Origin of the sequence: Dechloromonas sp. A34, from assembly GCF_026261605.1 — a bacterium.
GTDB lineage: Bacteria > Pseudomonadota > Gammaproteobacteria > Burkholderiales > Rhodocyclaceae > Azonexus.
The window spans coordinates 3,908,119-3,932,584 of the sequence record NZ_CP102486.1 but is presented as its reverse complement, the minus strand read 5'-3'; the positions used below and the strand labels follow the sequence as shown (position 1 = coordinate 3,932,584).

General features: G+C 63.8%; 23 protein-coding genes. 10 read left to right on the top strand and 13 right to left on the bottom strand.

Annotated features, from left to right (window positions below; all coding sequences use genetic code 11):
• Positions 1–32 precede the first annotated feature (32 nt).
• From NQE15_RS19620 to NQE15_RS19600, 5 genes are all read left to right on the top strand, one after another.
• Entirely contained in the window at positions 33–563 is a 531-nt protein-coding gene (locus tag NQE15_RS19620) for a thiosulfate sulfurtransferase GlpE (protein ID WP_265943938.1), read from the top strand.
• A complete protein-coding gene (locus tag NQE15_RS19615) occupies positions 560–931 on the top strand; it encodes a hypothetical protein (RefSeq protein ID WP_265943936.1) in 372 nt (123 codons plus the stop codon). The genes NQE15_RS19620 and NQE15_RS19615 overlap by 4 nt, the downstream gene beginning before the upstream one ends.
• Complete coding sequence (locus NQE15_RS19610) at positions 928–1,560, top strand: glutathione S-transferase family protein (protein ID WP_265943934.1); 633 nt, start codon at positions 928–930, stop codon at positions 1,558–1,560. The genes NQE15_RS19615 and NQE15_RS19610 overlap by 4 nt, the downstream gene beginning before the upstream one ends.
• Before the next feature lie 180 nt (positions 1,561–1,740).
• The gene (locus NQE15_RS19605; protein ID WP_265943932.1) at positions 1,741–2,730 is read left to right on the top strand and encodes a hypothetical protein; all 990 of its coding nucleotides are present in this window, start codon (positions 1,741–1,743) and stop codon (positions 2,728–2,730) included.
• Between the two features lie 161 nt (positions 2,731–2,891).
• The gene (locus NQE15_RS19600; protein WP_265943929.1) at positions 2,892–3,323 is read left to right on the top strand and encodes a hypothetical protein; all 432 of its coding nucleotides are present in this window, start codon (positions 2,892–2,894) and stop codon (positions 3,321–3,323) included.
• 142 nt (positions 3,324–3,465) lie between these two features.
• On the opposite strand, the gene NQE15_RS19595 is transcribed toward NQE15_RS19600, so the two are convergent.
• Together NQE15_RS19595 and NQE15_RS19590 are read right to left on the bottom strand one after the other, a co-directional pair.
• Entirely contained in the window at positions 3,466–4,278 is an 813-nt protein-coding gene (locus NQE15_RS19595) for a phosphodiesterase (protein WP_265943927.1), read from the bottom strand.
• The gene (locus tag NQE15_RS19590; RefSeq protein ID WP_265943924.1) at positions 4,265–4,861 is read right to left on the bottom strand and encodes a YIP1 family protein; all 597 of its coding nucleotides are present in this window, start codon (positions 4,859–4,861) and stop codon (positions 4,265–4,267) included. Before NQE15_RS19590 ends, NQE15_RS19595 begins: the two co-directional genes overlap by 14 nt.
• 166 nt (positions 4,862–5,027) lie before the next feature.
• On the opposite strand from NQE15_RS19590, the gene NQE15_RS19585 reads away from it, so the two are divergent.
• A complete protein-coding gene (locus NQE15_RS19585; RefSeq protein WP_265943922.1) occupies positions 5,028–5,411 on the top strand; it encodes a DUF302 domain-containing protein in 384 nt (127 codons plus the stop codon).
• Between the two features lie 12 nt (positions 5,412–5,423).
• Here the strand turns inward: NQE15_RS19585 and NQE15_RS19580 are convergent, their stop codons facing one another.
• Entirely contained in the window at positions 5,424–5,576 is a 153-nt protein-coding gene (locus NQE15_RS19580) for a DUF3096 domain-containing protein (protein ID WP_265943920.1), read from the bottom strand.
• A 145-nt stretch (positions 5,577–5,721) separates the two neighbouring features.
• Here NQE15_RS19580 and NQE15_RS19575 point away from each other — a divergent pair, with 145 nt between their 5' ends.
• On the top strand, positions 5,722–7,710 hold the full coding sequence (locus tag NQE15_RS19575; RefSeq protein ID WP_265943917.1) for an AsmA family protein: 1,989 nt from the start codon (positions 5,722–5,724) through the stop codon (positions 7,708–7,710).
• A 34-nt stretch (positions 7,711–7,744) separates the two neighbouring features.
• On the opposite strand, the gene NQE15_RS19570 is transcribed toward NQE15_RS19575, so the two are convergent.
• Positions 7,745–9,964 carry a spermidine synthase gene (locus tag NQE15_RS19570; RefSeq protein WP_265943915.1) on the bottom strand — a complete coding sequence of 740 codons (2,220 nt, stop codon included), beginning with the start codon at positions 9,962–9,964 and terminating at the stop codon, positions 7,745–7,747.
• Between the two features lie 309 nt (positions 9,965–10,273).
• Between NQE15_RS19570 and NQE15_RS19565 the strand changes: the two genes are divergently transcribed.
• On the top strand, positions 10,274–11,080 hold the full coding sequence (locus tag NQE15_RS19565; protein WP_265943912.1) for a hypothetical protein: 807 nt from the start codon (positions 10,274–10,276) through the stop codon (positions 11,078–11,080).
• Positions 11,081–11,346: 266 nt separating this feature from the next.
• On the opposite strand, the gene NQE15_RS19560 is transcribed toward NQE15_RS19565, so the two are convergent.
• From NQE15_RS19560 to NQE15_RS19550, 3 genes are all read right to left on the bottom strand, one after another.
• Entirely contained in the window at positions 11,347–12,093 is a 747-nt protein-coding gene (locus NQE15_RS19560) for an SDR family oxidoreductase (RefSeq protein WP_265943910.1), read from the bottom strand.
• Between the two features lie 119 nt (positions 12,094–12,212).
• Positions 12,213–12,425, bottom strand: coding sequence for a dodecin (locus NQE15_RS19555; protein WP_265943908.1), 213 nt, complete (start codon positions 12,423–12,425; stop codon positions 12,213–12,215).
• 115 nt (positions 12,426–12,540) lie between these two features.
• Positions 12,541–13,464 (bottom strand): LysR family transcriptional regulator, encoded by a 924-nt coding sequence (locus NQE15_RS19550; RefSeq protein WP_265943905.1) that lies wholly within the window; start codon positions 13,462–13,464, stop codon positions 12,541–12,543.
• A gap of 124 nt (positions 13,465–13,588) precedes the next feature.
• Between NQE15_RS19550 and NQE15_RS19545 the strand changes: the two genes are divergently transcribed.
• A complete protein-coding gene (locus NQE15_RS19545) occupies positions 13,589–14,344 on the top strand; it encodes a 3-oxoacyl-ACP reductase family protein (protein ID WP_265943903.1) in 756 nt (251 codons plus the stop codon).
• Positions 14,345–14,404: 60 nt separating this feature from the next.
• On the opposite strand, the gene NQE15_RS19540 is transcribed toward NQE15_RS19545, so the two are convergent.
• The 3 genes from NQE15_RS19540 to NQE15_RS19530 form a co-directional block, all read right to left on the bottom strand.
• Positions 14,405–14,941: a GNAT family N-acetyltransferase gene (locus tag NQE15_RS19540; RefSeq protein WP_265943901.1), complete on the bottom strand. Its 537-nt coding sequence runs from the start codon at positions 14,939–14,941 to the stop codon at positions 14,405–14,407.
• A gap of 121 nt (positions 14,942–15,062) precedes the next feature.
• Positions 15,063–15,824 carry a Crp/Fnr family transcriptional regulator gene (locus tag NQE15_RS19535; protein WP_265943898.1) on the bottom strand — a complete coding sequence of 254 codons (762 nt, stop codon included), beginning with the start codon at positions 15,822–15,824 and terminating at the stop codon, positions 15,063–15,065.
• 255 nt (positions 15,825–16,079) lie between these two features.
• The gene (locus tag NQE15_RS19530; RefSeq protein ID WP_265943896.1) at positions 16,080–21,770 is read right to left on the bottom strand and encodes an alpha-2-macroglobulin family protein; all 5,691 of its coding nucleotides are present in this window, start codon (positions 21,768–21,770) and stop codon (positions 16,080–16,082) included.
• Between the two features lie 35 nt (positions 21,771–21,805).
• Between NQE15_RS19530 and NQE15_RS19525 the strand changes: the two genes are divergently transcribed.
• Positions 21,806–22,210: a hypothetical protein gene (locus NQE15_RS19525; protein WP_265943893.1), complete on the top strand. Its 405-nt coding sequence runs from the start codon at positions 21,806–21,808 to the stop codon at positions 22,208–22,210.
• A 103-nt stretch (positions 22,211–22,313) separates the two neighbouring features.
• Here NQE15_RS19525 and NQE15_RS19520 read toward each other — a convergent pair whose 3' ends face one another.
• Genes NQE15_RS19520 through nth form a run of 3 tightly spaced genes read right to left on the bottom strand, consistent with a single transcriptional unit; the run spans position 22,314 to position 24,386 of the window.
• Positions 22,314–22,745, bottom strand: a complete 432-nt coding sequence (locus tag NQE15_RS19520) for a DUF1841 family protein (protein WP_265943891.1) — start codon at positions 22,743–22,745, stop codon at positions 22,314–22,316.
• Entirely contained in the window at positions 22,738–23,757 is a 1,020-nt protein-coding gene (locus NQE15_RS19515) for an FIST C-terminal domain-containing protein (RefSeq protein WP_265943889.1), read from the bottom strand. Before NQE15_RS19515 ends, NQE15_RS19520 begins: the two co-directional genes overlap by 8 nt.
• Positions 23,754–24,386, bottom strand: coding sequence for an endonuclease III (gene nth / locus NQE15_RS19510; RefSeq protein WP_265943886.1), 633 nt, complete (start codon positions 24,384–24,386; stop codon positions 23,754–23,756). Before nth ends, NQE15_RS19515 begins: the two co-directional genes overlap by 4 nt.
• Positions 24,387–24,466 lie beyond the last annotated feature (80 nt).

Below are 24,466 nucleotides of genomic sequence, written 5' to 3'. Positions count from 1 at the left end.
GAAAATGCAGCAGCCAGAACCGAGGCAATTTTTTGATCCGGCGCCAGCATCAGCAAGCCTCGGTTCCGCCCGCCAATGCTCGTTGTCGCACCGCGGCCTGTCGCAAAGCCGACAAGGCGGGTTTCACGCTTGGGCTGAATCGCCGGCCCGCCTTGTTATTTGAGGCGTCCCTCGACTGGCATCGCTCTTGCGTCGAAGATCTTGTCCTGCATTTTCGCCACCCTGCCATGACCGCCACTAAACCAAGCCCCTACCGATGTATCCCGGTCCTCGAGGCTGCTGCCCTGATCCGTGCCGAATCGGGCGTCACCGTTTTCGACGTGCGCGATCTCGCCGCCTACCGCCAGGGCCATATTGCCGAGGCTGCGCATCTCTCCGAGGATCGCCTGCCCGGGTGGTTACGTCGCCTGCCGAAAGAGCAGCCGATCCTCATTTATTGCTACAAGGGCAACGCGAGCAAGGTCTACGCGCAGATGTTCTGCGATTTCCGCTTTATGCAAGTGTTCAGCGTCGATGGTGGCTACGCGCCGCTGGCCGCGCTGCTGGCCGAGAGCCAGGCGTGACGGACGAGCGCGTCGCTTCCTGGGTCAGGGCGCATCCGCTGGCGCCGGTCCATGTCGATTGCGCGACCGCGGTAATGCTCAAGATACTCGACGGCAAGTGCAAGATGGCCGCCGCTGAGAAACTGGTCATGGAGCAGCTCTACGACCAGGTCAAAGAAATGCCCGGACTCGGACTGGGTGAGGAAACCCATCGCCTGATAGCCACCGCGCGCAGCCTGGCCGATGACGGACTGAAAAATTTCATCTACGAAAAGCGCGTGCTGGCCGAAACCGTGATCACCCGCCCGGTGATGAAGGGCTTCAAGGCGATGATCCGCCAGCAGGGCCTGCTCATCGACGCCCTGGAAGAAGAGGGCGAAGCACCATGAGCATGAAGTTCTACATGACACCCGGCTCGTGTTCGACCGGCATCCATGTCCTGCTCGAAGAGTGCGGCCTGGTCTTCGAAGCCTATATCGTCGACCTGTTGGCCGGCGACCAGTACAAGGCGGACTACCTGGCTATCAACCCCAAGGGCAGTATTCCGTCCCTGGTTCTCGACGACGGCACGGCACTCACTGAGTTTTCCGCCATCGCCTGGTGGCTGGCCCGCCGCTACCCCAAGCGCCAGCTGCTGCCGGAGAGCCTGGCCGAGGAGGTCCGCGTGCTCGGCATCATGAACTACGCCGTGCATACCCTGCATACGCAAGGCTTCGCCCGCCTCTTCACGACCGAACGCTTTGCGCCGAGCAGTTCGGACCACGCAGCGGTCAAGGCCCTGGGCCGGCAGATCATCGATCAAGGCTTTGCCATCGTCGATCGCGAACTGGTCGGGCGCCAGTACCTCGCCGACCACTTCACCATTGCCGATGCCGCGCTGTTTTACGTCGAATTCTGGGCGGTGCGGATCGATATTCGCCTGCCCGACAACTGCGCGGCGCATTACCGCCAGATGCTGACCCGGCCGGCGGTGCGTCAGGTGTTGGCGGAAGAGGGATATGCCTCGGCACTGCGCTGAGCGCGCCGCTAAGTCGTCATTTGAGCGGGGGCGGTATGCCGCAATCCAGGGCGGAACTATCGCGATAAACTCGGTCTAATTAGCCAAAGGGGTGGCGAAGATGGTATCTGGCCGGAGTTTTTTTGCGGCCGGAAATCCCGCCAGGATGGTGATTGAAACTTGCTTGAGGAGCTTCGTCCAATGACGGCGAAACACCAGATAGAACGGCGCAAGGGAACGCCGAGGGCGTGGGTGGCGCGCAATGTACGCTTGCCGCTGATCATCGCTTCCATCCTCTGTCCGCTGGTCCATGCCGACGAATTGAAAAGCGGGGCGCCGCAGTTGCCCTCGGGCAGCAAGAAGATGGGGCTTTCGCTCAAGGTTCAGAACGGCGGATGGGGCAAGGCCCAACCAGCCGCCATCGAGACCGTCCTGTATTCGGTGGCCGATGAGTTGATGTCGCGGCTTCCGCAAAAACTGTCGGTACCCATCGTCATCACCCATACCAACGACGCGCCGGTTGCGCTCTATGAGCGCGGGCCGGGCGGAGAGTATCGTGTTCAACTGCATGCGACCGGGGAAAACTGGCATTTGTACGTATACGAGTTCGCGCACGAGCTCTGCCATATCCTCTCGAATTACGAGGAAAACGTCGGCCCGCAGACCGTCAAGCACAATCAGTGGTTCGAGGAAACGCTCTGTGAAACGGCTTCGCTGTTTGCCCTGAGAAAACTGGCCGCGACTTGGGAGAGCACACCGCCAGAGCCCAAGTGGTCGGAAGAGGCGAAAAAACTGCGCCGCTTCTTCGACCATCTGGTCAGCGAAGGTCATCGCCAGTTGCCGTCCGACACGCCTTTGTCCGGCTGGCTGCGCGACAACGAGCAGCGCCTGCGTGACGACCCCTACCGCAGAAATGAAAACGAAGTGGTGGCCAATTTGTTGCTGCCGCTGTTCCAGGAAAATCCGCAAAACTGGGCGGCGCTGAATTACCTCAACCTGGATCCGTCGGATGCCCGCAACAGCCTGGGTGACTACCTTAATCACTGGTATCAAAATGCCCCGCCCGAGCATAAGGATTTCGTCGCCGGCATTCTCGCGCTGTTCCGGCTTGACGATGTCGCGCCGAAGACGACGCTGGCCGCGAGCGACCCCAAGGGTGCCACCAGCGCTACTCTACTGGCAGGGCGTTAGTAGCGGCGTAAAACGCCGTCAAACGAGGCGGGGCGCCGGAACCTATGGCGCGCTCCCTCGGTCAACTACACACGGCAGCAATTAACAGATGCGCTTGGGCGCGATCTAGGTATTGGATGCCGCCAAGGGAGGATAAAACAATCTTTCCAAGGAGTGACATCATGAAAAACAATACGTTGAGAAAATCAGGGCTTGGCCTGCTGATGTTAGCGGGCACCTTGCTTCCCTTGGGCTCCTCGATCGCGGAGGAAAGTCGGCATGGTTCATATGGTGCGCAAGGGATGGAAGCTTTCCAGCAGACCGGGGAAGGCAAAATGTATGATGAATTGAGCCGAATTCAGTCGGCGGCAAGCTGGAGTTCTACTGAGCGCGGCGCACAAGGCCCCGTTCGTACCGAAGGCATGGATGTCAATTGGTCTTCTGGCGAAGACAAGTTTTACAGCGATGTGCGAGCAATACAGTCTGCAAAGTGGTCGGATTCCACCGAGCGCGGCGCTAAAGGCCCGATTCGCACCGAGGGTGTGGAGACCTACCTGTCGAATTCGGAAAGCAAACTGTACGATGACCTGAGGAAAGTTCAGTCGTCGCATTAATGTTCGTCTCGGGTTCCTTGGGCATTTGCAGCAAATTGCTAGCTGCTCCCGGGACGACATCCGGAAGGGTCGAGCCTGTGGGTTTGGCCTTTCCTCAATAATCCAATTTCCTGAAAACTTGCGCGACGAATCTCCGCCGCTTTCACAGCCAGAAGCGCTCGCCGCGGTAGAGGAAATCATGCTGATGGACGACGACGCTGGCCTCGTCGATCAGTACCACGGCGTAATCCGGCGCTTCCTGGTTGCCCGGCACACCGTCGGTCGTTCGCATGTCGAAGGCGACCTGATGGTTCGGCGAGCGCACGCAGGAAAAGGGGATGCCGTGCCAGCTACCGCCCAGCGGGCGATGAAGGTGGCCGACAAAGAGGTGGCGTATGCGCTGGCGGTGTTCCTTCAAGATCGACCAGAAAGCGGTCGGATGGCGCAGGGCATAGCGGTCCATCGACGGGATGCCGACCGCCAGGGGCGGATGGTGCATGGCCAGCCAGATCGCCTGGTCACCGCTGGCGGCCAGTTGCGCCGAAAGCCAATCCCGCCGTGCGGCGCAGTACGCGCCGCTGGCCGAGCCGTTGTCCAGCGTGTCGAGTAGCAAAAAGCGCCCGACTGGCGTTTCGATGGCGGTCTGAACAAAGCCCGCGGCATCGGTAGCCAACTGCGGAAAGTGGCGGAGCAGGCCCTCCCGGCGGTCGTGGTTACCGACCAGCGGATAGGTCGGCATCGGCAGGCGAGCCACCGCTTCGGCCAGTCGGGCATAGGCCGCATCGCTCCCGGCGTCGGCCAGATCGCCGGTCAGCAGGCAGAACTCGGCATCGCCGTGGTCGCGCCGGATACTGTCGATCGCCGCATCGAGACGTTCGTCCGGACGGCTGCCGTACAGCGACCGCCCGGGTGTGGTCAGATGAAGGTCACTGAGCTGAACGATCTTGATGGCAAGCCTCGCCTCACCAGGCTCCAAGCAACATGCTGAGGATCATGGCCGATACCACCAGCAAGCCGATCCAGGCCGCCACACCGGCCATGGTTACCATATTGGCTACATAGTGCGCATCTTTTTCATCGTCGATCCGGAGCAGTGGGCGAACCCCGTGCCGGATCAAGGCGAATGAAGCAGCCCAGGCCGCAACCGCAACGACGACGGTAAAGGTGAGGCTGGGCACGAGCAGGGCGAGCGAGGCCAGCCACAGCGGCACCGGCGCGATCGCCGCCAAGGCATAGGCGCTGTCATAGCCGGGGTCATGGTCGCGGCTCTGGGCCATGCGCTGGATGATCATCGCCATGTAGGGCACCATCAGCAACTGCATGCCGTAGAAAACGACGCCAATGACCATCAGTTGCGTCGCCGTCAGGGCCGGCACGGTGAGCGGGAAAATGACGCCGGGGTGGACGAGTTCGGCATAGGCATAGAGTGCCGGGGGGAGCAGGGACATCGGTAGCACCAGGCTCTTGAAGAACCAGCGGGCCGAGATATGGGACTTGTCGATCTCATTCCAGCCGGTGTTTTCGGAAACGAGCATTTGGGGAATATGCGTCATCAACATGATTGATCTCCTTCGCCCGCCCAAAGCACCGTATCGCTACGGCAGCAGCGGGTCATAGTGGGTTAGACCGCGCGATGCCGACGAGTTCCGGCGGAGACGACAGGCGGAAAGTGTCGCCTCTCCCCTATCATTCACCTTTGTCTTGACCTTGCGATAAGGGGAATTCGTGTTTTACATCGTCGAAAGCAGCAAATCATTTTACGAAGCGACCTACGATCTGGAGCCCGTGGTCCAGCGCCTCGGCTTCGTCATCCTGCATGCTCACGATCTGGGCGAGACCTTGCGCCGCAAGGAAATCGACCTCGACGACGACTGCCAGGTGTTCGATGTCTGCAATTACCGGCTGCTCGAAAGACTGCTGGCCATCGACATGCGCTTCGCGCTGAGCCTGCCCTGGCGGATTTCGGTATTTACCGACAATGGCGCGACCAAGATCGGCCTGATCCGGCCCGAGCCGATGCTGGCTGCGTTTGGCCAGGATGCCGAACTGGCTCGCCTGGCTCGCGAGATGGAGGAAAAGCTGATCCAGATCGTCGACGAGACGCGATAACTGCCGGCCGGCTCAAAGCCGAAGATGCCCGGACCCGAAGAGGCCGATCAGTCCGATCACGATCAGGTAGATGGCGACGATGTAGTTCAGCAAGCGCGGCATGACCAGAATGAGAATTCCCGCAATCAGTGAAATGATGGGAGCCAGACTGAGGTTGATGTTCATCGGGAAACCTTTCTTATGGAGCATGTCTTATAAGGGCGCGGAAAAAGTCACGCCTGATACGTAATCGAAATTACGCCGGGAACGAGTCCGCCTCTGTACGCTCCCGCACCGAGGCAGCCCCGACCATCGGTAGAGAATTGCGGCAATGACGATACCCATGACCCTGTTTCGCCTGTTCAAATGGATCGCCGGCATCGGGCTTGCACTGATCGCGCTGGCGGCCGTTGTCGTCGCCCTGGTCGGCTGGAACTGGCTGCGCGAGCCGATCGAGCGCATGACGCTGGAAAAGACCGGCCGCGCCTTGGCCATCGGCGGCGACATCACGATCGAATTCGCCTGGCCGCAGCCGCGCTTCCGTGCTGGCGCAGTGAGCTTCGCCAATCCGCCCTGGGCCGGCGAAAAGCAAATGGTCGCGGCCGAGGCGGTGGAAATCGTCCTCGACCTGCCGCAACTGCTGCGGCGAAATCTTGTTTTCCCCGAACTGCGCCTCCGGCGCCCGGTGATCTTCCTGGAACAGGGCGCCGGCGGGCGCAAGAACTGGCTGCTCGACCTCGAACAGCAGGACGAAGGCGCCCGGATCCAGATCGGCCGCCTGATGCTCGATCAGGGAAGCCTCGGCTATGACGATGCCGGGCAGAAGACCAGCATCCGCGCCGAAGTCTCGACCGCCGATGGCGGGCCGCCCGGATCTGGCCTGAGCTTCAGCGCGCAAGGCAGATACAAGGGGCAGCCGCTGAAGGTGCAGGGTACGGGCGGGCCGGTACTCGCCTTGCGCGACGAAAGCACCCCGTACCCGCTGCAGGCCGAACTCAGCATTGGCCTTACCGTCGTCAAGGCCGAAGGCAGCGTGACCAGCCTGCTCAAGCTTTCCGCGCTGGACCTCCGCGTCGCGCTGCGCGGTTCCAGTCTGGCCCAGCTCTATCCGCTGCTCGGCATCGTTTTTCCCGAAACCGGCCCCTACGCGACCGAAGGGCACTTGGTGCACAGCGGGCGAACCTGGCGCTACGACAAATTTTCCGGCCGCATCGGGAAGAGCGACATTGCCGGCAGCGTCGAAGTCGTCACCGGTGGCAAGCGCCCGACGCTGAAGGCCGATCTGAATTCCCGGCTCCTCGATCTGGCCGATCTCGGTCCGCTGATCGGTGCCCGGCCCGGCCGGCTGCAGGTCGCCCAGGATGCGCCGCTGCCATCGGACGCGGACGCACCAACCCCGACGCGCGCCCGCGTTCTGCCCGACCTGCCGTTCAAGACCGACCGCTGGTCTACCGTTGACGCCGACGTCAGCCTCAAGGCCGCCGCCATCCGCGCCGACAAGCTGCCGCTGGAAAACCTCGATACCCACCTCAGCCTCAAGGATTCCGTGCTGACCCTCGATCCGCTCGATTTCGGGGTAGCCGGCGGTCAGCTCAAGTCGGTCATTACCCTGGACGGCAGCAAGCAGCCGATCGAGGCCCACGCCAAGCTGCGCGCCAGAAAGATCCAGATCGCCCAGCTCTTTCCGGGCGCCGATCTAAGCGATACCAGCATCGGCCAACTCAACGGCGAGTTCGACCTGACCGGCAAAGGCAATTCGGTCGGCCGCATGCTGGCGACCTCGAACGGCAAGCTCGGACTGATCGTCGCCCGTGGCCAGATCAGCCGCCTGATGATGGAGAAGGCCGGCCTGCATATTTGGGAAATACTGCAGCTCAACGTGACCGGCGACAAACTGGTCAAGCTGCGCTGCGCGGTCGGCGATTTCGACGTCAAGGACGGCACCCTGCAGACCCAGGCGCTGGTATTCGATACCGAGATCACAACCATTCTCGGTACCGGCAGCATCGATCTGGCGGAGGAAAAGCTCGACCTGACGCTCAATCAGAAAACCAAGGACACCAGCCCCTTGGCATTACGCAGCCCGATCCACGTCCGTGGCACCCTTGCCCAGCCCGACATCAGCGTCGATCGGCGCATCGTCGCCGCCCGCGCCCTGGGCGCCATCGCGCTCGGCGCGGTCAACCCGCTGCTCGCCCTGATCCCGTTGATCGATCTTGGCCCGGGTGGCGACAGCGATTGCCGACAACTGATCAGCGATGCCCGGGCCTTGCCGCATACCGGCAAGCGGGCACGTGCCGCCGGTTCTGATAATCGATAGCGGCGGTGGGCGCTGATCTGCCGCCGGTGTTCGTTCAGTCGTCGATGGCGATGGCGTTCAGGCTGCTGAAATGATCGGTCCATAGCGGAATGCCCGGCAGGTTCGGGTCTTCCTCGCGAACCAGGCGGCCGGCATCGTCGTAGTATTTCCGGTTAACCGAAGGCAGTTGCTCCAGATAACGGCGATCATTGGTCATCACGAAATAGTGATTGTGCCGGACATGGCGATCCGGGTCGTTCGGCTGGAATTTGTTCCGGAAGCCCATCTGCAGATGCTCGGCCTGGCGTTTGACGATCGGGTAGAGATTCAGATAGCCATTGGTGATGTGGGCGACGATGTAGCCGTTGGGCTTGAGGTGCCGGTAGTAGATCGCGAATGCTTCGCGGGTCAGCAGATGGATGGGCACCGAGCCGCCGGAAAAGGCATCGAGCGCGATCACGTCGTACTTCACGTCATCCGGCAGTTGCGCCATCTTCAGGCGGGCGTCGCCGATCAGGGTTTGCTTGGTTTTGGCCCGGCAGGCCGGGACATTGTCGAACCACTGGTTGGCAATGCTGACTACTTCCGGATTGATCTCGTAGAAATCGTAGTGATCCGCTTCCCGCGCGTAGGAGGCCAGTGTGCCGGCGCCGAGGCCGATGATCGCCACGCGCAGGCTGGGATTGCGCGCCATGGCGTAGTCGAGGGTTTCGCCGACGCCGCTCTCCTTCGCATAGTAGGTGGCCGGCTGGTGGCGTTTGGCGGGGTCGAGATACTGAATGCCGTGGGTGATCTGGCCGCTGTAGAAAATTCGGTGATTCAGCGCCGGTTCCTTGCGATAACGCCTTTCCTCAACCGAAACCGCACCGTAAAAATTCCGGGCCTGGTGCAGGCGGACGGTGACGTACTCGTCATCGTCTTCCACCCGCCAGCCCAAGGGATCCTCCCAGAAAAGCACCATCCCGCCGACCAGCGTCGTGCCGAGCAGCGTTGCCACACCTGCGCCGGATGCGAATTTTCTCGCGGGCTGCGGCTTGCTCCCGCTGCTTAGCCGGGTGACCAGCTCGCTGCTGACGATGAAGCAGGCGAGGGCGATGGCCACGACCAGACACAAGGACCACTCGTAGTAATCGGCAAAGAAATTGGTCGCGACCAGGGTAATGAACAGCCCGCCGCAAGCGCCACCGACCGACATCAACAGATAAAACTCGGTCAGGTAGCGGGGATTGCCCGGTCGCTGCCGGTAAAGCTCGCCATGGCTCATGAAGCAGATCAGGAACATCGTCACCAGGTGGCTCCAGCGGATTTCCGTCAGGCTGTAGTCGGCTTCGAGGCCGAACCAGCCGGGGATCTCATGGCGGCCGCTGAGCAGGAAAATGGCGACCAGGCAGAGGGCCGCCGTCAAGCCGCGCCGGTACCAGCGCGAGTGATCGAAGCAGATGATGAAGGTCAGCAGATACAGGCTGAGCGTGGCGATCCACAAGCGTGGCTCGGGCGCGATGTCGTGGCTGACGTGGTCGGTGGTCGCGATGAAGGCCAGCGAGGCCAGCGCCGGCAGGGCAATCCAGCTGATGCGCTGGAGTGCCGAGGGCAGGACAAATACTGCCGGATCAGACGCGGCGAGGGGATCGCCACCGGCACTGACCGCCGGCGCTTGATGGCGGATACGCCAGGTGACCGTCGCGCAGAGCACGGCAAAGAGCCAGAAACCAGCGGTCCAGAAACGCCCGAGTTGCGGTATTTCGAAAAAGGGTTCGAAAAGATAGGGGAACGACAGCAGGGCCAGGAAAGAGCCGGCATTGGACAGGGCATAGAGCCGGAAGGCGGAGCCGCCGGCAGCATAGCGGGTGAACCAGTACTGGATCAGCGGTCCGGTTGTCGCCAGGCAGAAATACGGGAGCCCGACGCTCAGGCCGAGGAGCAGCAGAATTTTTCCGACCGGGTCCTCGTTGCCATCCGGCTTCAGGTATTCGCCAGGAACGACAAATACCGCCAGTAGCGCCGCCACGGTTAGCAGGGCGAGGTGCGTCCAGACCTGGACGCGCGGCGAGCCATGGCGGGTGATCACATGCGCGTAGAAATAGCCGCCGCAGAGAACGCACTGGAAAAACAGCATGGCGGTCGTCCACACCGTCGGGCTGCCGCCGAACCACGGCAGAATGAACTTGCTGATCAGTGGCTGGACCTGGAAGAGCAGGTAGGCACTCAGGAAAATCGTCAGCGCGAAGAGGGCAAGCAGCGAGCGATCCTGGCGTCCGGTTTGCAGCGTTTTCATTCAGCTTGCCTCCCTGGCTACAGGCGCCGAATGCGGCGCTTGCCGAACAGAAGATAGCATCAAGCCAGCCGGAATATGTCATTGGCTATGCCGACCGATGGGGAATGGCGGATACTCACTTGAAGTGAAGGGCGCTGTACTGCCAAAGAACATCGAATCGACTTGCTGGTCCAATGTTCGGTAGCACACAGAGTCTCCCGCCGCAGAGTCGGATACTGGGATACGAAAGCAATACTGTGACGGGTTGGCGTCGCGACACCTGCCGGTGAATGCACGCCGAAACCAGTCAGCAAAAAGGAGGGACACTAAATGCGTCATCTACTCATCGCGCTGTCGATGTTGTACTTCGCGGCAACCTCGGCCTTTGCCCAGGTCAGCGTCGGGATCAACATCTCCCTGTTTCCGGATCTCGTCCGGGTGCCGGGCTACCCGGTCTATTACGCGCCGCGACTGGGCATGAATTTCTTCTTCTACGATGGTCTCTACTGGGTATACGAAGACGACAACTGGTACGCCAGTTCCTGGTACAACGGCCCGTGGCGCCCCGTTTTCCCGGAATATGTACCGCTCTTCATTCTGCGCGTCCCGGTGCGCTACTACGTCAGTCCTCCGTCCTACTTCCGCCAATGGCGGCCGGATGGGCCGCCGCGCTGGGGGCAACATTGGGGGCGTGACTGGGAGCGCCAGCGCAGTGGCTGGGATCGCTGGGACCGCAAGGCCGCGCCCGCGCCCGCCCCACTGCCAACTTACCAGCGCAAATATTCGGGTGATCGCTACCCGCGGTCGAGCAACAGAAGGCGCTGCAAAGCCAGAATTATCGTTACCGGCCGCGTGAGGCCGCCGTTCGGCAACAGTTGCAGGAGCCGGCAGCGCAACGCGCCCCGGCACAGGTTCAGCGGGAAAGGCAGGGAGCCTCCGAGGAGCAGCGTTCCATGCAGCAGGACGAGCGGCGTTCCCGGCCACAGGATGAGCGGCGCTCCGCCGAGCAGGCGCCGTCCCGGGAGAGTGCTCCCGCCCCGCGGGTCGAGCGCCGGCAGCGCGGTGATGAAGACTTCCAGCGCTCCGCACCAAACGTCGAGCAGCCGCGGCAACGTGGCCCGGCAGTTCAGGATATGAGGCCGCCACCGCAGCAGAGGGAAGCCCCGCCTGAACGGCAGCAGCCAAACTTCCGGCAGGAAAACAATCAGCCTCCCCGGGGCGCGCCGCAGGAACAAAAGCGGAGGCAGGAGCCTGAGAAAGAACGGGATCGCGGGCAGGACCGGGGGCCGGAACGCGGTCAGGGTCGCGATCGCTAGGCTCCAATTTCCCTGCCGGGAATCACCAATCGGCACCAGCCAGGGCAGTGGCTTGATACGCAGCCTACGCCCTGGCCGGCCAGCCGCTTAGCGGCCGCCGGCGACATCGATCGTCGCCCCGGTCGTGTAGGACGCCTCTTCGGACAACAGCCAGAGCACGGCCTTCGCCACTTCATCCGGCGAGCCGCCGCGTTTCATCGGAATCGACTCCTTCAGCCGCTCCACCCGCTGCGGCTCGCCGCCGCTGGCGTGAATGTCGGTGTAGATGATGCCGGGCGCCACCGCATTGACGCGTATGCCTTCCGCAGCCACCTCCTTGGCCAGGCCGATGGTCAGCGTATCGATCGCGGCCTTTGAAGCGGCGTAGTCGACATACTCCCCCGGCGAACCGAGGCGGGCGGAGCGTGAAGACAGATTGACGATGGCACCGCCGCTGCCGCCATGCCGGGGCGACATCCGGCGCACGGCCTCGCGCGCGCAGATGAAGCTGCCGAAAACGTTGGTGGCCAACACCCGGCTGATCCGCGCCGCATCCATTTCATCGACCCGGGCCTGTCTTTCCAGCATGCCGGCGTTGTTGACCAGCGCCGTCACCCGTCCGAGCGACGCATCGACCTGCTCGAACAGGCGCACCACATCCGCCTCGACTGCGACATCGGCCTGCAGCGCAATGGCGACCCCGCCGTTCCGGGTAATCGAGGCCACCACCGCCTCGGCCGCGGCGCGGTTCGTCAGGTAACTGATGCAAACCGCGTAGCCCTGGGCAGCGGCAAGCTGGGCAATGGCCGCCCCGATGCCACGGGAGCCGCCGGTGATGAGGATGATTTTGTTCATGGCGGGAGGGCGTGGGGGCAAGGACCGGGCCGGTGGCCCAAGCGTTGGCGGGATATCTTGACCTGCTTGGCGCTATGCGGCTCAGCCACCTGCTGAACGGCAAGGCCGACGGTTGAGCGCTACTCGGATTCGATCCGGAAGCCGACCTTCAGCGTCACCTGGAAATGCGCCACTTTGCCGTCGACCACGTGGCCGCGCGTGTCGACGACTTCGAACCATTCGATATGGCGCAGCGACTTGCCCGCCGTCTCGATCGCATTGCGGATCGCGTCATCGATACCGGTCTTCGACGAACCGACGATCTCCAGCTTCTTATAGACATGGTCAGACATGATCCCCTCCTGCGTGTGATGGTCGAGGTGCAGCGCCTCTGATGGGACCGGTGGCCGCAGGGTTGGTTCTTGCATTGTCGCGGATGTACTGGAAATGCTGGTCACGCGCTGGTCATTACAACGCCGACAGGCTTTGCATCAGCTTCTCGCGGCGGAAATGTTCGACCACGAAATCGATGAAAACACGGGTCTTGGCCGGCAGTATTTTCTGCGCCGGGAAGTAGATACAGAGGCTGCCGCCGTCCACGTACCAGTCGGGCAATAGCCGCAGCAGGCGGCCGTCGCGCAGGTAGGTGGCGGCATGGGGCAGGCTGACCAAGGCGATACCCAGGCCCAGGCTGGCCGCCAGGCAGGCGGCACCGGGGTCGCTGAGCGTCATCCGCGTCTTCAGGCTGACCGGCTTCTGCTCGTTGGCTCGGTTGCGCAGCGGCCAGGAACGGATGCGCCCGGTCTGCGGCGAGCGGATCAGGATGCCGTCGTAGCTCGCCAGGTCCTCCGGCTTGTCGACCAGCGGCTTGCCATCGAGATAGTGCGGCGCCGCGACTAGCACGCGGTGGGCTGGAGCCAGCTCACGGGCGATCACCCCCGGCGGCAGTTCGAAGCCGCCGCCGATTGCGGCGTCGAAGCCCTGACCGATGAGGTCCACCTGCCGGTTGTCGAACTGCCAGTCCGGCGTGATGCCCGGATAGCGGGCAAGAAACTCGCCGAGCAAAGGCACCATGTAATCCATGCCAAAAGTCACACCCATGCTGACCTTCAGCGTGCCGGCCGGCCGCCCGGCGGCACTGCCCATATTCGCCACCGCTGCCTTGATGCTGGCCAGCCCGTCGCCGACCTCGGCGAGAAAGCGCTCGCCATCCTCGGTCAGGGTCAGGCGACGCGTACTGCGCAGGAATAGCCGAACGCCCATCTCGGCTTCCAGCTTGGCGACATTTTTGCCGACGGCGGCCGGCGTCAGGCCCAGTCGCCGGGCGGCTTCGGCGAAGCTGCCGGCCTCGGCGCTACGTACGAAACAATCGATGCCATTGAGCGTTTCCATCGTTCCACCATAAACCGTTAGTTCATTCTGAGTATAGGGATTATGGGCTACTCAGTATCGATTGACACGCCGATACTGAGTTCTCGGTCACGGCCATCCGCCGGACAAAACTCAGGAGAACATCATGTCAAACAGCAATCGCAAATCCCTGCACAACAAGGTTGCCCTGGTCCTCGGCGGTTCCCGCGGCATCGGTGCCGCCATCGTCGAACGCCTGGCCGCCGAAGGCGCGGCGGTCGCCTTCACCTACGTCAATTCGGCGCAGAAAGCGGAATCGCTAGCCGCCGGCCTGCGCGCCCAAGACGGCAAGGTGCTGGCGATCCAGGCCGACAGCGCCGACGAACAAGCATTACGCGCCGCCGTCAATGCCGCCGTCAAAACCTTTGGCCGGCTCGACATTCTGGTCAATAGCGCCGGCGTGTTGGCCATCGGGCCGCTGGAAGATTTCAGCATGGCCGACTTCGACCGCACGATGTCCGTCAATGTGCGTAGCGTTTTCGTCGCCATTCAGGAAGCGGCCCACCATATGGGCGAAGGTGGCCGCATTATCACCATCGGCAGCACCAACGCCGAGCGCATGCCGTTTGCTGGCGGCGGCGTGTACGCCATGAGCAAGGCCGCCATCGTCGGCCTGACCCGCGGCCTGGCCCGCGACCTCGGGCCGCGTGGCATCACCATCAACAACGTCCAGCCCGGCCCTGTCGATACCGACATGAACCCGGAGAGCGGCGAATTCGCTGAAACGCTCAAAGGCCTGATGGCCCTGCCGCGCTATGGCCGTACCGAGGAGATTGCCAGCTTCGTCGCCTATCTGGCGGGGCCGGAAGCCGGGTATATCACCGGTGCCAGCTTGACTATTGATGGAGGTTTTGCGGCCTGAGACGGGTGGAGAATGAAATAGGGGTTTGAACCCAATTTCGGAGAGGGGGCTGGCGCATCGTCAAACGCCGCCAGTTCCCTCGTGTTGGCCGTCCGCTTTGAATGCTTCATGGAAGGTGACGCTGCCCTGCGGCATCTGTCCGGCAAAAGGCAGTGCGAAGAAGAACTCCTGCGGCACACCCTCAAGCACAAGCCCCGGCGCGTTCCTGAACCCGAATTTACGGTAGTAATCCGGATGCCCGACCAGACAGACTCCATGAGCATCCCGGGCTTTCAGCCGCGACAACCCATCTTCGATCAAGGCCTTGCCTATGCCCTGCCGCTGGAATTCGGGCAATACCGAAAGCGGTCCCAGTCCATACCAGTTTCTGCTGCCGTCCGAAATAGCCACGGGCGAGAAGGCGATATGCCCGACCACCCGGCCACCGACTTCGGCGACCAGCGATAAGGCAAGGGCTTTGGCAGCGCGTAGTGCCGCGATGATGAACTGCTCGGTGTGATGGCTGATCTCCAGGGTCTTGAAGGCAGAGACGGTCACATCCCGGATCGCATCAATATCAGCGCCTGTCTCGCACCGGATAACGATCATTTGATTCATGGGTTTCGTTCCTGCTCTAGTGACCAATGCCTAAGCTTAGCCGACGAGCGCCAAAGGCGCGAAGTTCGGCTGGAACGCCGTGTTGGGCTGCGGTCCAGAAAGCGTTGCCCAAGCCCTCTTTTTAAAGCTTCGCAGTGGGTATTGAGTCGGTATTCGTAATCACGTGGCGCTGCGGCAGATAATGAAGCAGCAGATCTGTTTCCTTCTTGACCACGCTATAGCACTCGCAACTCAGAGTTTCAAGTTTCGGCCGGTCAAGCACCTTGATCAATCCGCGCGAATATGAAATCACGCCCAGCTGCTGCAGTTTCAACGCGGCCTGGGTGACGCCTTCGCGGCGAACGCCCAGCATGTTGCCGATGAATTCCTGTGTCATCGTCAGGTGGTTGTGTGACAGGCGATCCATGGAAAGCAGGAGCCAGCGGCAGATCTGCTGGTCGATCGAATGGTGCCGATTGCAAACTGCGGTTTGAGAGACTTGCGTGATCAGGGCCTGCGTGTAGCGCAGCATCAGCATCAGTAACTGGCCGTGGCGATTGAACTCCTCTTTCACCCGCAGCCTGGGGAGTCGATATGCGTAGCCGGCGCTCTGTACCAGCGACCGGCTCGGCGTACTCTCGCCGCCCAGAAACAAAGTAATGCCTAGCAGTCCCTCGTTGCCCACCACCGAGATTGCGGTCGATGCCCCGTTCTCCATCAAATACTGCAGCGAGACTATGGAGTCGGTTGGAAAGTAAACGTGACGCATGGGGCGCCGGGATTCGTACAGGAGTGCACGCAAGGGCAGTGGCACCAGTTCCAGGTACGGAAACAAACGGCCTTGAACGTCAGGCGACAAGGCTGCCAGAAGATGATTTTGCTGCGGCTGGGGTTTGGCGGACATTTCGGCGCTTTTTGAACTGAATAGTTTGAAGGCTGTTGAATTCGATTTAGGACAGTAAAAAATAGCTAATAGCGCTAGCGTCGCCAACCACAACTCATTGAAACGCAAATACTAACAATTGGGATAACGGGCTACCTGAGCAGCTTTGCGTGTCGAAATTGAGAGTTTCAATAGCATGCTGGAGAATACTCGATCACGGCTGCTTGAGCGCACTGTTTGTCCGCCGCGAAATCGGTACGGTATGTCTTAAGCATCTTATTCGCCCACGTTGACCCTTCCATTCGGTACCTCCCCAAACACATCCGGCGCATACATCGCTTCCACCCGGGTCGGCGGTAGTGCGAAATTGCCGGCGTTGTTCAGGCGCAGCGTGTAGTCGAGGGTGAAGCGGCCCTTGGGCAGCATGGCGTAGTAGGCGCGGTAGGCGCTGAAGCTGCGTTCGACGTAGGTCGGCGACATGCCGCGCTGGCTGCGGTTTTCGCCGAGGCTGGCGATGGCCGAGTCGCGGCCGTCGCCATCGCCCATGATGCGGGCGCCGGCCGGGATCGGGTCGCTGAGGGCGACCCAGCTCATGTCGTTGTCGGCGTCCACGGTCAGCGTGACGCGCCAGAGGTCGCCACGGCTGATCTTGCCCGCCACTTTTTCCTGGATCGGCGTCACCTGGCGGCTGATCCGGTAGCCGGCATTACGAGCCGGACCATCGGGGATGGCGGCGAGCAGTTGCACGGTGACCCAGGGTTTGCCGCTGCCTTCATGGCTGATCGCCAGCTTGTCGTCCTTGCCCGGGGTAGCCGGCCAGGGCAGGTTCAGGGGGGCGATGGCTTCGCCGGTTGCCTTCTTCCAGTCGAGTTCGGCCCTGGCCTTGCCGAAACTGGCGAGGGTGGTGCCGGCCACCGCGTCGCGTTCGAATTTCTGCGCGAAGTGGTCCAGCGTTACGCGCGCCCAGGCGTTGGCGGTGGTGGTCAGCCAGCGGCCGCGCACCTGGCGTTCCATGGCGCCCTGCATCAGGCGCGGCAGGTCGTCCTGCCAGTCGGTGGCGTCGAGCATGGCTTCGATCAGGCGGAAGGCGTTGGCGTCGGCGTTGAGCATCATCCACCACCAGTAGTCCTCGCGTTCGCTGGTGAAGACGAGGCGGGCACCGGCGTAGCTCAGGCGGTTGCGCAGTTCCTGTTTGGCCTCGGCCAGCTTCTTGTCGCGTTGCGGCAGGTCGGTCAGGCGTTGGGCGACCAAGTACCAGTCGATCAGCGAGGCCGTGGGCAGGCGCAGCGGGTCGATGTCGAGCCCGGCGGCGGCGCGGGTCGGCTTGCTGCCTTGGCGGGTCAGGGCTTGCAGAGCGTTCAGCCGGCGTTGCTGCAGGCTATCACCTGAGGCAAATGCGGGCGCCCATTCATTGGTCTTGATCCGTCCTTCGACATAGGCGGTCAGGCCTTGCAGCATGCGCTGGCGACTGTCTTCGGGGATCGTGAAGCTGGCCAGCGTGACCAGGTCGAGGAGGTAGGCGGTTAGCGTCGCGCTGCCGCCGCTGCCCGGGAAGTAGCTGGCCAGGCCGTTGGCGTCGAGATAGCCGGGCAGGGTGTCGGCGATGGCCTGCCAGCGCTTTTCGTCGTGCAGGCCGACGGCGATCGAGGTTTTCTGTTCCAGGCAGCCGAAGGGGTAGGCCTCGAAGAAGCGCGTGAGGCCGGGGGGCACGGCGGCGAGCTTGGGCGACAGGCTGATTTCCAGGCCGCCCTTGCCGGGCAGGGCGCCGGGCGGCAGGGTGACCGGTACTTCGTATTGGCCGGCGATGCGGGCGAAGCTCGCCTGCTGCACGGTGACCGGCACGGCGGGGGCGATCTGCTGCGTGATGCGCAGCGTGTCCTGGCCGTTGCCGCCTTCTTCGCGGGCGCTGAATTCCCAGGGCTGGCTGCTCACGCCTTCGGCAGCCTTGAGGGCCCAGCTCAGTTCGCCGGCGCCTTCCGGTTCGAGCGTGACTTTTTGCCCATCGAGCGGCGTCGCGCCGTGCTTGCCGCCGACGGCGACGACCATGCGGCGGGCGGTGCCGTTGCGCAGGGTCAGCATGGCCTTGAAGCTGTCGCCTTCGCGGACCAGCGGCGGCAGGCCGGAGATGATCTGCAGATCCTGCTTCGTCTTGACTGCCGTGCTGCCGGTGCCGAACAGGCCGGCGCCGGCGGTGGCGACGCCGACCAGCTTGAATTCGGTCAGCGAGTCGTTCATCGCGACCTTGAGCGTCGCCGTGCCGTTGCCGTCGAGCACGACGCGCGGCTGCCAGAGGAGCAGGGTGTCGAACAGTTCGCGGGCCGGGGCGCGCCCGCCGCCACCGCCCGGCGGCAGGGCCTTCTTGCCGAAGTGGCGCTTGCCGATGACCATCGACTGGGCGGTCGCGGTTTCGACCTCGTAGCCGCGCTTTTGCAACAGGGCGTCGAGCAGGTTCCAGCTGTCGTTGGGGCGCAGTTCGAGCAGCGCCTGATCGACCGCGGCGAAGGCGACTTCGCTGCCGGCCGGGGCGGGCTTGCCGTCCGGCGTCGTGACCTTGATCTTGACGGTGGCTTCCTCGCGCGGCCGGTAGTCGCTCTTGTCGGCACTGACCTCGACCTTTAGCCGGAAGCCCTCGGTGCCGACGGCGATTTCGCCGAGGCCGAGGCGGTAGGCCGGCTTGGCGAGGTCGACCATGGCCGTCGGCTGCGCCGGGTTCCACCATTCCTTGAACCAGGCCAGCGGCTCGCGCCAGCCCCATTGGAACAGCGAATACCACTTCAACGGCTCGACCCGGCCGCGCACGGCCAGTACCGAGACGAAGACGTTGGGCCCCCACTCGGCCTTGACCGGGATTTCGACGGTCGGCTTGAAGCGCGACAGCGGCTGGACGAAGGTCTCGATGATGCCGCCAGCCTCGACCGCAACCAGCGCCGTGGCTTCGCGGAACGGCGTGCGCACCTGGAAGCGGGCGGTTTCGCCGGCCTTGTAGGCCTTCTTCTCTGGAATGACGTCGATGCGGTCCTGGTTGCCGGCGGCAAACCACAGGTCGCCGCCGCTGCTGACCCAGTAGCTGCTGCCGGCGCGGGCGACGTTGCCCTGGCTGTCCTTGGCTTCGGCCAGCAGGTAGATCGAGCCGGCGTCGGCGGCTTTCGGCTCGCAGAGCAGCAGGCCGCGACTGTCGGTCGAGCCGGCGCAGACTTCGCCGATCTCCTGGTAGTCGGTGCTGTTCTCGTAGGCGTAGAAACCGCCGACGATGCGCCGGCGGTGGCTGGTGTCGATCCGGCGCTTGGCCTTGACGCTGACCGCCTGGCCGGCAACCGGCTGGCCGTTGGTGTCGAGGACCACGACCTCGACGCGATTCTTGCCGGTCGATGACGCCCAGTCGGCGACCTTGAGGCCGACGGCGAGCGCCGCCGGCCACAGTTCGACATGGCCGCGGATGGTCTGGATCTCGCCGTTGGGGTCGGCGAAGCTCATTTCGGCATAGACCTCGCTCGGCCCATTCGGCTTGGCCGGCAGCACGACATCGAGTTTCCCGGCGCCGGCCTGGTCGAGCTTCACGGCCTGCTTGTCGAGGATCAGTGTCTCCTCCTCGCGGCCGCTGTCGACCTTGAAAGCGGCGCGGGCTTCCTCGTCGAAATTGATCTGGAAGTTGTAGCCGTCGTAATGCTTGTACTCGGGCCAGCGCGGGCGCAGCGTGGCCGAGACCTGGACTTCGGCGTTCTTGGCCGCGCCGCCGTTGAGGAAGGAGAGGCCGAGCGCCAGCGGCACCTTGGCCGGCGCCACCTGGCGGGCCGGCACGCCCTGCACGCTGCCGGTGAAGACGGGCAGGCGGAAATCGGCGACGCGGAATTCGCCGCTGCTGATTTCGCCGCGCTTGCCGCCGCTGAGGGCGATTTCATAGGTGCCGAGCTTGGCCGATTCCGGCACTTTCCAGCTATTGACCGCCGAGGCCCGGGCATCCCAGCTCACCGGCTGGGTGAATTCGGTGCCGCTCTCGCGGTGGCGGATGACCAGCTTGTCGGGCAGCGTGGCGAGGTCGGGCAGGGCGAAACCCTTGCTGTTGCGGCTGCGCGCAATGTGCTTCAGCGACACCGTCTGGCCGAGGCGGAACAGGCTGCGGTCGAGGATGCTGTGGATCTTGAAGTCGCCGGTCTCGCCCCAGGTTTCGACGCCGAAGCGCCAGGGCTCGATGCCCTCGTTCCAGTCGGAACGCACGAAGCTGTAATCGCCGTTCAGGCGGGCGCTGGCGAACAGGAAATTGTTGCCCCGGCAATTCGGCTTTTTCAGCGCCTGCTCGATCAGGGCGCGGCCCTGGCGGTCGGTCTTGCCCTGCCACAGCGAGGTGCCGTCGCAGCCCGAGACGCGGACTTCGGCCTCGGCCACCGGCTGGCCCGAATCGAGCGCCGTGACCCAGACCAGCGCGTTGTCGCGGCCGCTCTTCAGATGCACGGCGAGGTTGGTGACGAGCGCCGCGGCGCGCACGTACATCGGCTTCGGCGTGGCGAGCAGGGCGTTGCCGAGCAGGCGGCTTTCGATTTCGACGATGTGGTAGCCGGGCTTGCCGAGCGGGATGCCGACGACCTCGAATTCGCTGCTGCCACCGGGCTTGGGCAGCTCCTGGCGGGTGACGCCGGGGCGCTGGGCGAGGAAGGAGAGTTCGCGGGCGTAATACGGGTCGAAATGCTTTTCGCGCTTGCCGTCGATGGTCAGCCAGACATCGGCGGTCTGCTGCTCGAATTTCTCCAGCGCCTGCATGGCGGCGATCACGTCGGCGTCTTCGGTCAGCCGCTGCTCGCTGAAACGGTGGCTGCCGGGCAGGGCGAGGCGGGCGGTCTTCAGGGCCGGCTCGACATTGCGCAGGGTCACCGGCAACAGGCCGCCTTCCTTGAGTTCGACAATGCCGAAATTGCCGGGGAACTTGGCGAGCGGCGGCAGGCTGCCGGTACGCGTCTTCAGCGGAAAGCTGGCGGCGTTGGCCAGCGGGCGGCCGACTTCGTCCTTGAAGCCGGAGGGGATTTCGAGCGTCAGTTCGGCGTTTTGCGGAAACGGGGCGGGGAAGGAGACGGACTGGAAGACTGCTTCCTGCTCGCTGCTTTTCTGGTTCGGGTCGAGCGGGCGGCGCGGGCCGTCGGCGCCCAGCAGACGGAATTTGCCGAGCAGCTTGGCATCGAACGGCGCATTGAAGTTCAGCGTGATGGCCGAGAGTGGCGAGCAGGGGGCGCCGGCCTTTTCGCGTTCGCAGTTCAGCGTCGCCTTGAACGGCTCGCGCACCTTGTAGATGAAGCTTTCCTCCTTCTCGCTCGGCGTGCCGTTGGCGGCCTGGATGCCCTTGCCCCAGACCAGTTTCATGCGGCTGCCGGCGGGCAGGGCTTCGGCGCAGGTGACGACGATCGGGTCGCGGCCCATGCCGCCGGCGTGCTCGAGCACCTGGGCGCGGATCTCCGGGCTGACCGGGCGGGCCGGGATGCGCTGGCCGACGCCGTCGGCCTCGCACCACAGGTTGTCGGCCAGCGACTTGGCCGAGAGCGGGCCGCCGCCGTTGATCACGAAAGCCTGGTCTTCCTCGATCGCCGAACCCGGGCCGGGTTGCAGGCGCCACGGGCGCGGCGCGGCGCCGAAATACTCGAAGCGGTTCTTGCCGGTGAGCGCCTCGCCGTTGACGGCCGTCAGGCCGCTTCGGATCGTGAAAACGCAGCGCTCGCCCGGCTGCAGCGCCCGGCTCATCTGCCAGGCCCAGGCCCGGCTGTCGATCCAGCGCCCTTCGCCGGTGATGCCAACGCAGTCGATGGCGAAGGGGGCCGCCGCGTCGGGCTCGCCGAGCTTGACCATGTCGGCGCTGAAGCGCACGGTGGCGCGGGTCTGGTCGGCGACCTTGCCCTGCGGCTGGAACTGCTGGACGGTGGCGGCGTGGATGCCAGGTGCGGCCAGCAGCAGGCTGGCGAGGACGAAGCGGCGGGTGGTTTTCATCGGCAGTTTCCGGAAGTCTGCGGGATGCTCAGGGCATGCCGGAGTTTGCCACAGATGCCCGGGCAATCGACATTGCCGGCGGCCCCGGCTATCCTGCGCGCTTTGACGAAAAGCTAGGGATTTCGATGGGACAGGCAAAGAAACGGGGCTCGCAGGCCGAGCGCATTGCCCAGGCAGTGGCGAAGGTCGAGGCCAAGCGGCCGGAGAAGCTGATCTGCAATACCTGTGGCGGCGACGTGACGACCATCAACCCGGTCAGTACGCGCGGTCTGCGCGGTCTCGACGCGATCTGGGTCGGCCAGTGCGATTGCGGCCAGACCACCTTTGCCGCCTCGGGCGAACCGCAGGCGGTCGATGCCTTCTTCTTCGCGCTTAGCGAAAACTCCGAACTGACCCTGGGCAGCCAGAGCCAGGACGGCGGCGAGCACCACAAGGCGTAAAGCGCCCCGCAACAACAGCCGGATTCCCCGGCTGCTACTGCCCGGTGAAGTTGCCGCCGGCTAGCTATCGTCATCGCCGTGATCGGTCACGGCGGCCGGCAGGTCAGATCAGGCTGGCCTTGCGCCGCACCGCATCGACATAGGCCAGGGCATCCATCGGCTTGCCCTCGCGCTGGCCGCGCCAGATCGTTTCGCCGAGGCATTCGAGCAGCACGTGTTCGGCATCGTGCGGGTCCATCCGGGCGCGCAGGGTTTCGAAGGCGGCGCGGATGCCGGGCGGCTGGTCGATACTGATCTGCTCGTGGATCGCCAGGTGCAGCGAAAGATGGAGGAAAGGGTTCATCTGGCCGCCTTCCGGCGTCCATTCCTTTTCCAGCGCGCCTTCGGGGTCGGCGAGCAGGGCGTGGTATTCCGGGTGGCGGGCAGCGAGGTCGGCGGCGGCGATTTCGGCGCCGGCCAGTGGCAGACGCTCCTGGTGCTTGCGCCAGGCATCGCAAAAGAATTGGCGGACCTGCTCGCGGCTGGGGTTAAACATCGGCACTCTCGAAAAGTAGGGTGATCACGGAATTGTGGAACAGGCGGTTGAGTCCGCCAACCGGGGCAATCTGCCCGCTGCCGTAGGCGCCGAGCAGCGGCGTCTGCGGAAACTGTTCGCGAAATGACTGGCGGTCGCGGTCGTCGTTGCCATAGAACAGCGGGCCGCGCCCGATGCAGGAGAACATCAGCCCGAAGTCGGGCTGGCCGCCGGTGTCCGCCGCTGCTTGCAGAAGCTGGCGCATCTCCTGTTCCGCCGCCAGCGGCTGACGGATGGCCCAGCTGAGCATTTCGCCGGCTTCGAGCTCGGCGGCGAGGGTCAGCGAACCGTCGGCATTGGCCGACAGGATGGCAATCGCCGGCTCGTCCGGCGAGCGCAGCAGGACGATGTGATGCAGCGGCGGGAATTCGCGCAATTCCGGGGGCAGGGCGCGGCGCAGGCTGTCGACGGCGCTGTGGCCGCCGATCCGGCGCAGTTCGTAGTTCTCGCTGAGTTCGACCGGCAGGGCATCGCCCAGCCGGCGCAGGCCGGGGGACAAGACGTGGCGGCTGCGCAAGCCGGGCAGCCGGAATTCGGCGCAGGCGTTGCCCGCCACCCGGCCATGGGTCCAGGCGGCGGCGTCGGCTTCGAGCAGACCGGCCCGGGCGGGGCCGTCCTGCCAGTCGTAGGGCAGCGTGCCATGGCCGCTGAAGGAGATCAGCGGCGCATCGAGTACCGTCATGGCGGTGGCATTGTCGGCGATGACCAGCGCGGCGGCGGTGGGTTGATCGAGTTGCCAGCCTTCCTCGGTAAACAGGCCGTTGGCGGTGGCGCCGCTGACCTGCAGGCAGCCGGCGGTGCGGGCGGCAGCGAGTACGGCTGGGTTGGGGTGGCGCATGAACTCGTGGCTGAGCAGCAGGATGACGTGTTCGGCGCGTTCCAGGCCGGCCTTGGTCAGTGCCGAGCCGACCGCTTCCGCAGCCAGTTCGGGGGTCGGGCGTGGGCCGTAGGCGAGGCCACTGGCGGCTTTCATAGCGTCTTGCCTTGGTAGGTGCACAGATCGGCGACGACGCAAACCCCGCATTCCGGCTTGCGCGCCTTGCAGACATAGCGGCCATGCAGGATCAGCCAGTGGTGGGCGTCCTTCTTGAACTCGGCAGGGGTGGCGCGCATCAGCTTCTGTTCGACTTCGAGTACGGTCTTGCCCGGGGCCAGCCCGGTGCGGTTGCCGAGCCGGAAGATGTGGGTGTCGACGGCGATGGTCGGCTGGCCGAAGGCGGTGTTGAGCACGACGTTGGCAGTCTTGCGGCCGACGCCGGGCAAGGCTTCGAGTGCCGCCCGATCCTCGGGGACGATGCCGTCGTGCTGCTCAAGCAGGATGCGGCAGGTGGCGATGACGTTCTTCGCCTTGGTCCGGTAGAGGCCGATGGTCTTGATGTAGTCGCTGAGGCCTTCCTCGCCCAACGCCAGCATCCGGTCCGGTGTCGGCGCTACCGGGTACAGCCGCTCGGTCGCCTTGTTGACGCCGACATCGGTGGCCTGGGCCGAGAGGATCACGGCGATCAGCAACTGGAAGGGCGTGGCGTAATTCAGCTCCGTGGTCGGCGCCGGGTTGGCGGCGCGCAGGCGGGAGTAGAAAAGCGCGATATCGGCTTTTTTCACGGGGTATCGGCGGGGTGGATTGTCAGGCGTTGCAGAATACGCCATATTGCTTGAAACAAGATTCTACTCGACAGAGAAGG

What these genes read in the sequence shown, in the direction of transcription:
- NQE15_RS19610 (WP_265943934.1), top strand. Translation starts at nt 928, where the DNA reads ATGAGCATGAAGTTCTACATGACACCCGGCTCGTGTTCGACCGGCATC.
- NQE15_RS19540 (WP_265943901.1), bottom strand. Translation starts at nt 14,941, where the DNA reads ATGAATCAAATGATCGTTATCCGGTGCGAGACAGGCGCTGATATTGAT.
- NQE15_RS19590 (WP_265943924.1), bottom strand. Translation starts at nt 4,861, where the DNA reads ATGTTGATGACGCATATTCCCCAAATGCTCGTTTCCGAAAACACCGGC.
- NQE15_RS19560 (WP_265943910.1), bottom strand. Translation starts at nt 12,093, where the DNA reads ATGAACAAAATCATCCTCATCACCGGCGGCTCCCGTGGCATCGGGGCG.
- NQE15_RS19525 (WP_265943893.1), top strand. Translation starts at nt 21,806, where the DNA reads ATGCCGGAGTTTGCCACAGATGCCCGGGCAATCGACATTGCCGGCGGC.
- NQE15_RS19520 (WP_265943891.1), bottom strand. Translation starts at nt 22,745, where the DNA reads ATGTTTAACCCCAGCCGCGAGCAGGTCCGCCAATTCTTTTGCGATGCC.
- NQE15_RS19530 (WP_265943896.1), bottom strand. Translation starts at nt 21,770, where the DNA reads ATGAAAACCACCCGCCGCTTCGTCCTCGCCAGCCTGCTGCTGGCCGCA.
- NQE15_RS19600 (WP_265943929.1), top strand. Translation starts at nt 2,892, where the DNA reads ATGAAAAACAATACGTTGAGAAAATCAGGGCTTGGCCTGCTGATGTTA.
- NQE15_RS19580 (WP_265943920.1), bottom strand. Translation starts at nt 5,576, where the DNA reads ATGAACATCAACCTCAGTCTGGCTCCCATCATTTCACTGATTGCGGGA.
- NQE15_RS19515 (WP_265943889.1), bottom strand. Translation starts at nt 23,757, where the DNA reads ATGAAAGCCGCCAGTGGCCTCGCCTACGGCCCACGCCCGACCCCCGAA.
- NQE15_RS19565 (WP_265943912.1), top strand. Translation starts at nt 10,274, where the DNA reads ATGCGTCATCTACTCATCGCGCTGTCGATGTTGTACTTCGCGGCAACC.
- NQE15_RS19575 (WP_265943917.1), top strand. Translation starts at nt 5,722, where the DNA reads ATGACGATACCCATGACCCTGTTTCGCCTGTTCAAATGGATCGCCGGC.
- NQE15_RS19555 (WP_265943908.1), bottom strand. Translation starts at nt 12,425, where the DNA reads ATGTCTGACCATGTCTATAAGAAGCTGGAGATCGTCGGTTCGTCGAAG.
- NQE15_RS19545 (WP_265943903.1), top strand. Translation starts at nt 13,589, where the DNA reads ATGTCAAACAGCAATCGCAAATCCCTGCACAACAAGGTTGCCCTGGTC.
- NQE15_RS19535 (WP_265943898.1), bottom strand. Translation starts at nt 15,824, where the DNA reads ATGTCCGCCAAACCCCAGCCGCAGCAAAATCATCTTCTGGCAGCCTTG.
- NQE15_RS19550 (WP_265943905.1), bottom strand. Translation starts at nt 13,464, where the DNA reads ATGGAAACGCTCAATGGCATCGATTGTTTCGTACGTAGCGCCGAGGCC.
- NQE15_RS19570 (WP_265943915.1), bottom strand. Translation starts at nt 9,964, where the DNA reads ATGAAAACGCTGCAAACCGGACGCCAGGATCGCTCGCTGCTTGCCCTC.
- NQE15_RS19605 (WP_265943932.1), top strand. Translation starts at nt 1,741, where the DNA reads ATGACGGCGAAACACCAGATAGAACGGCGCAAGGGAACGCCGAGGGCG.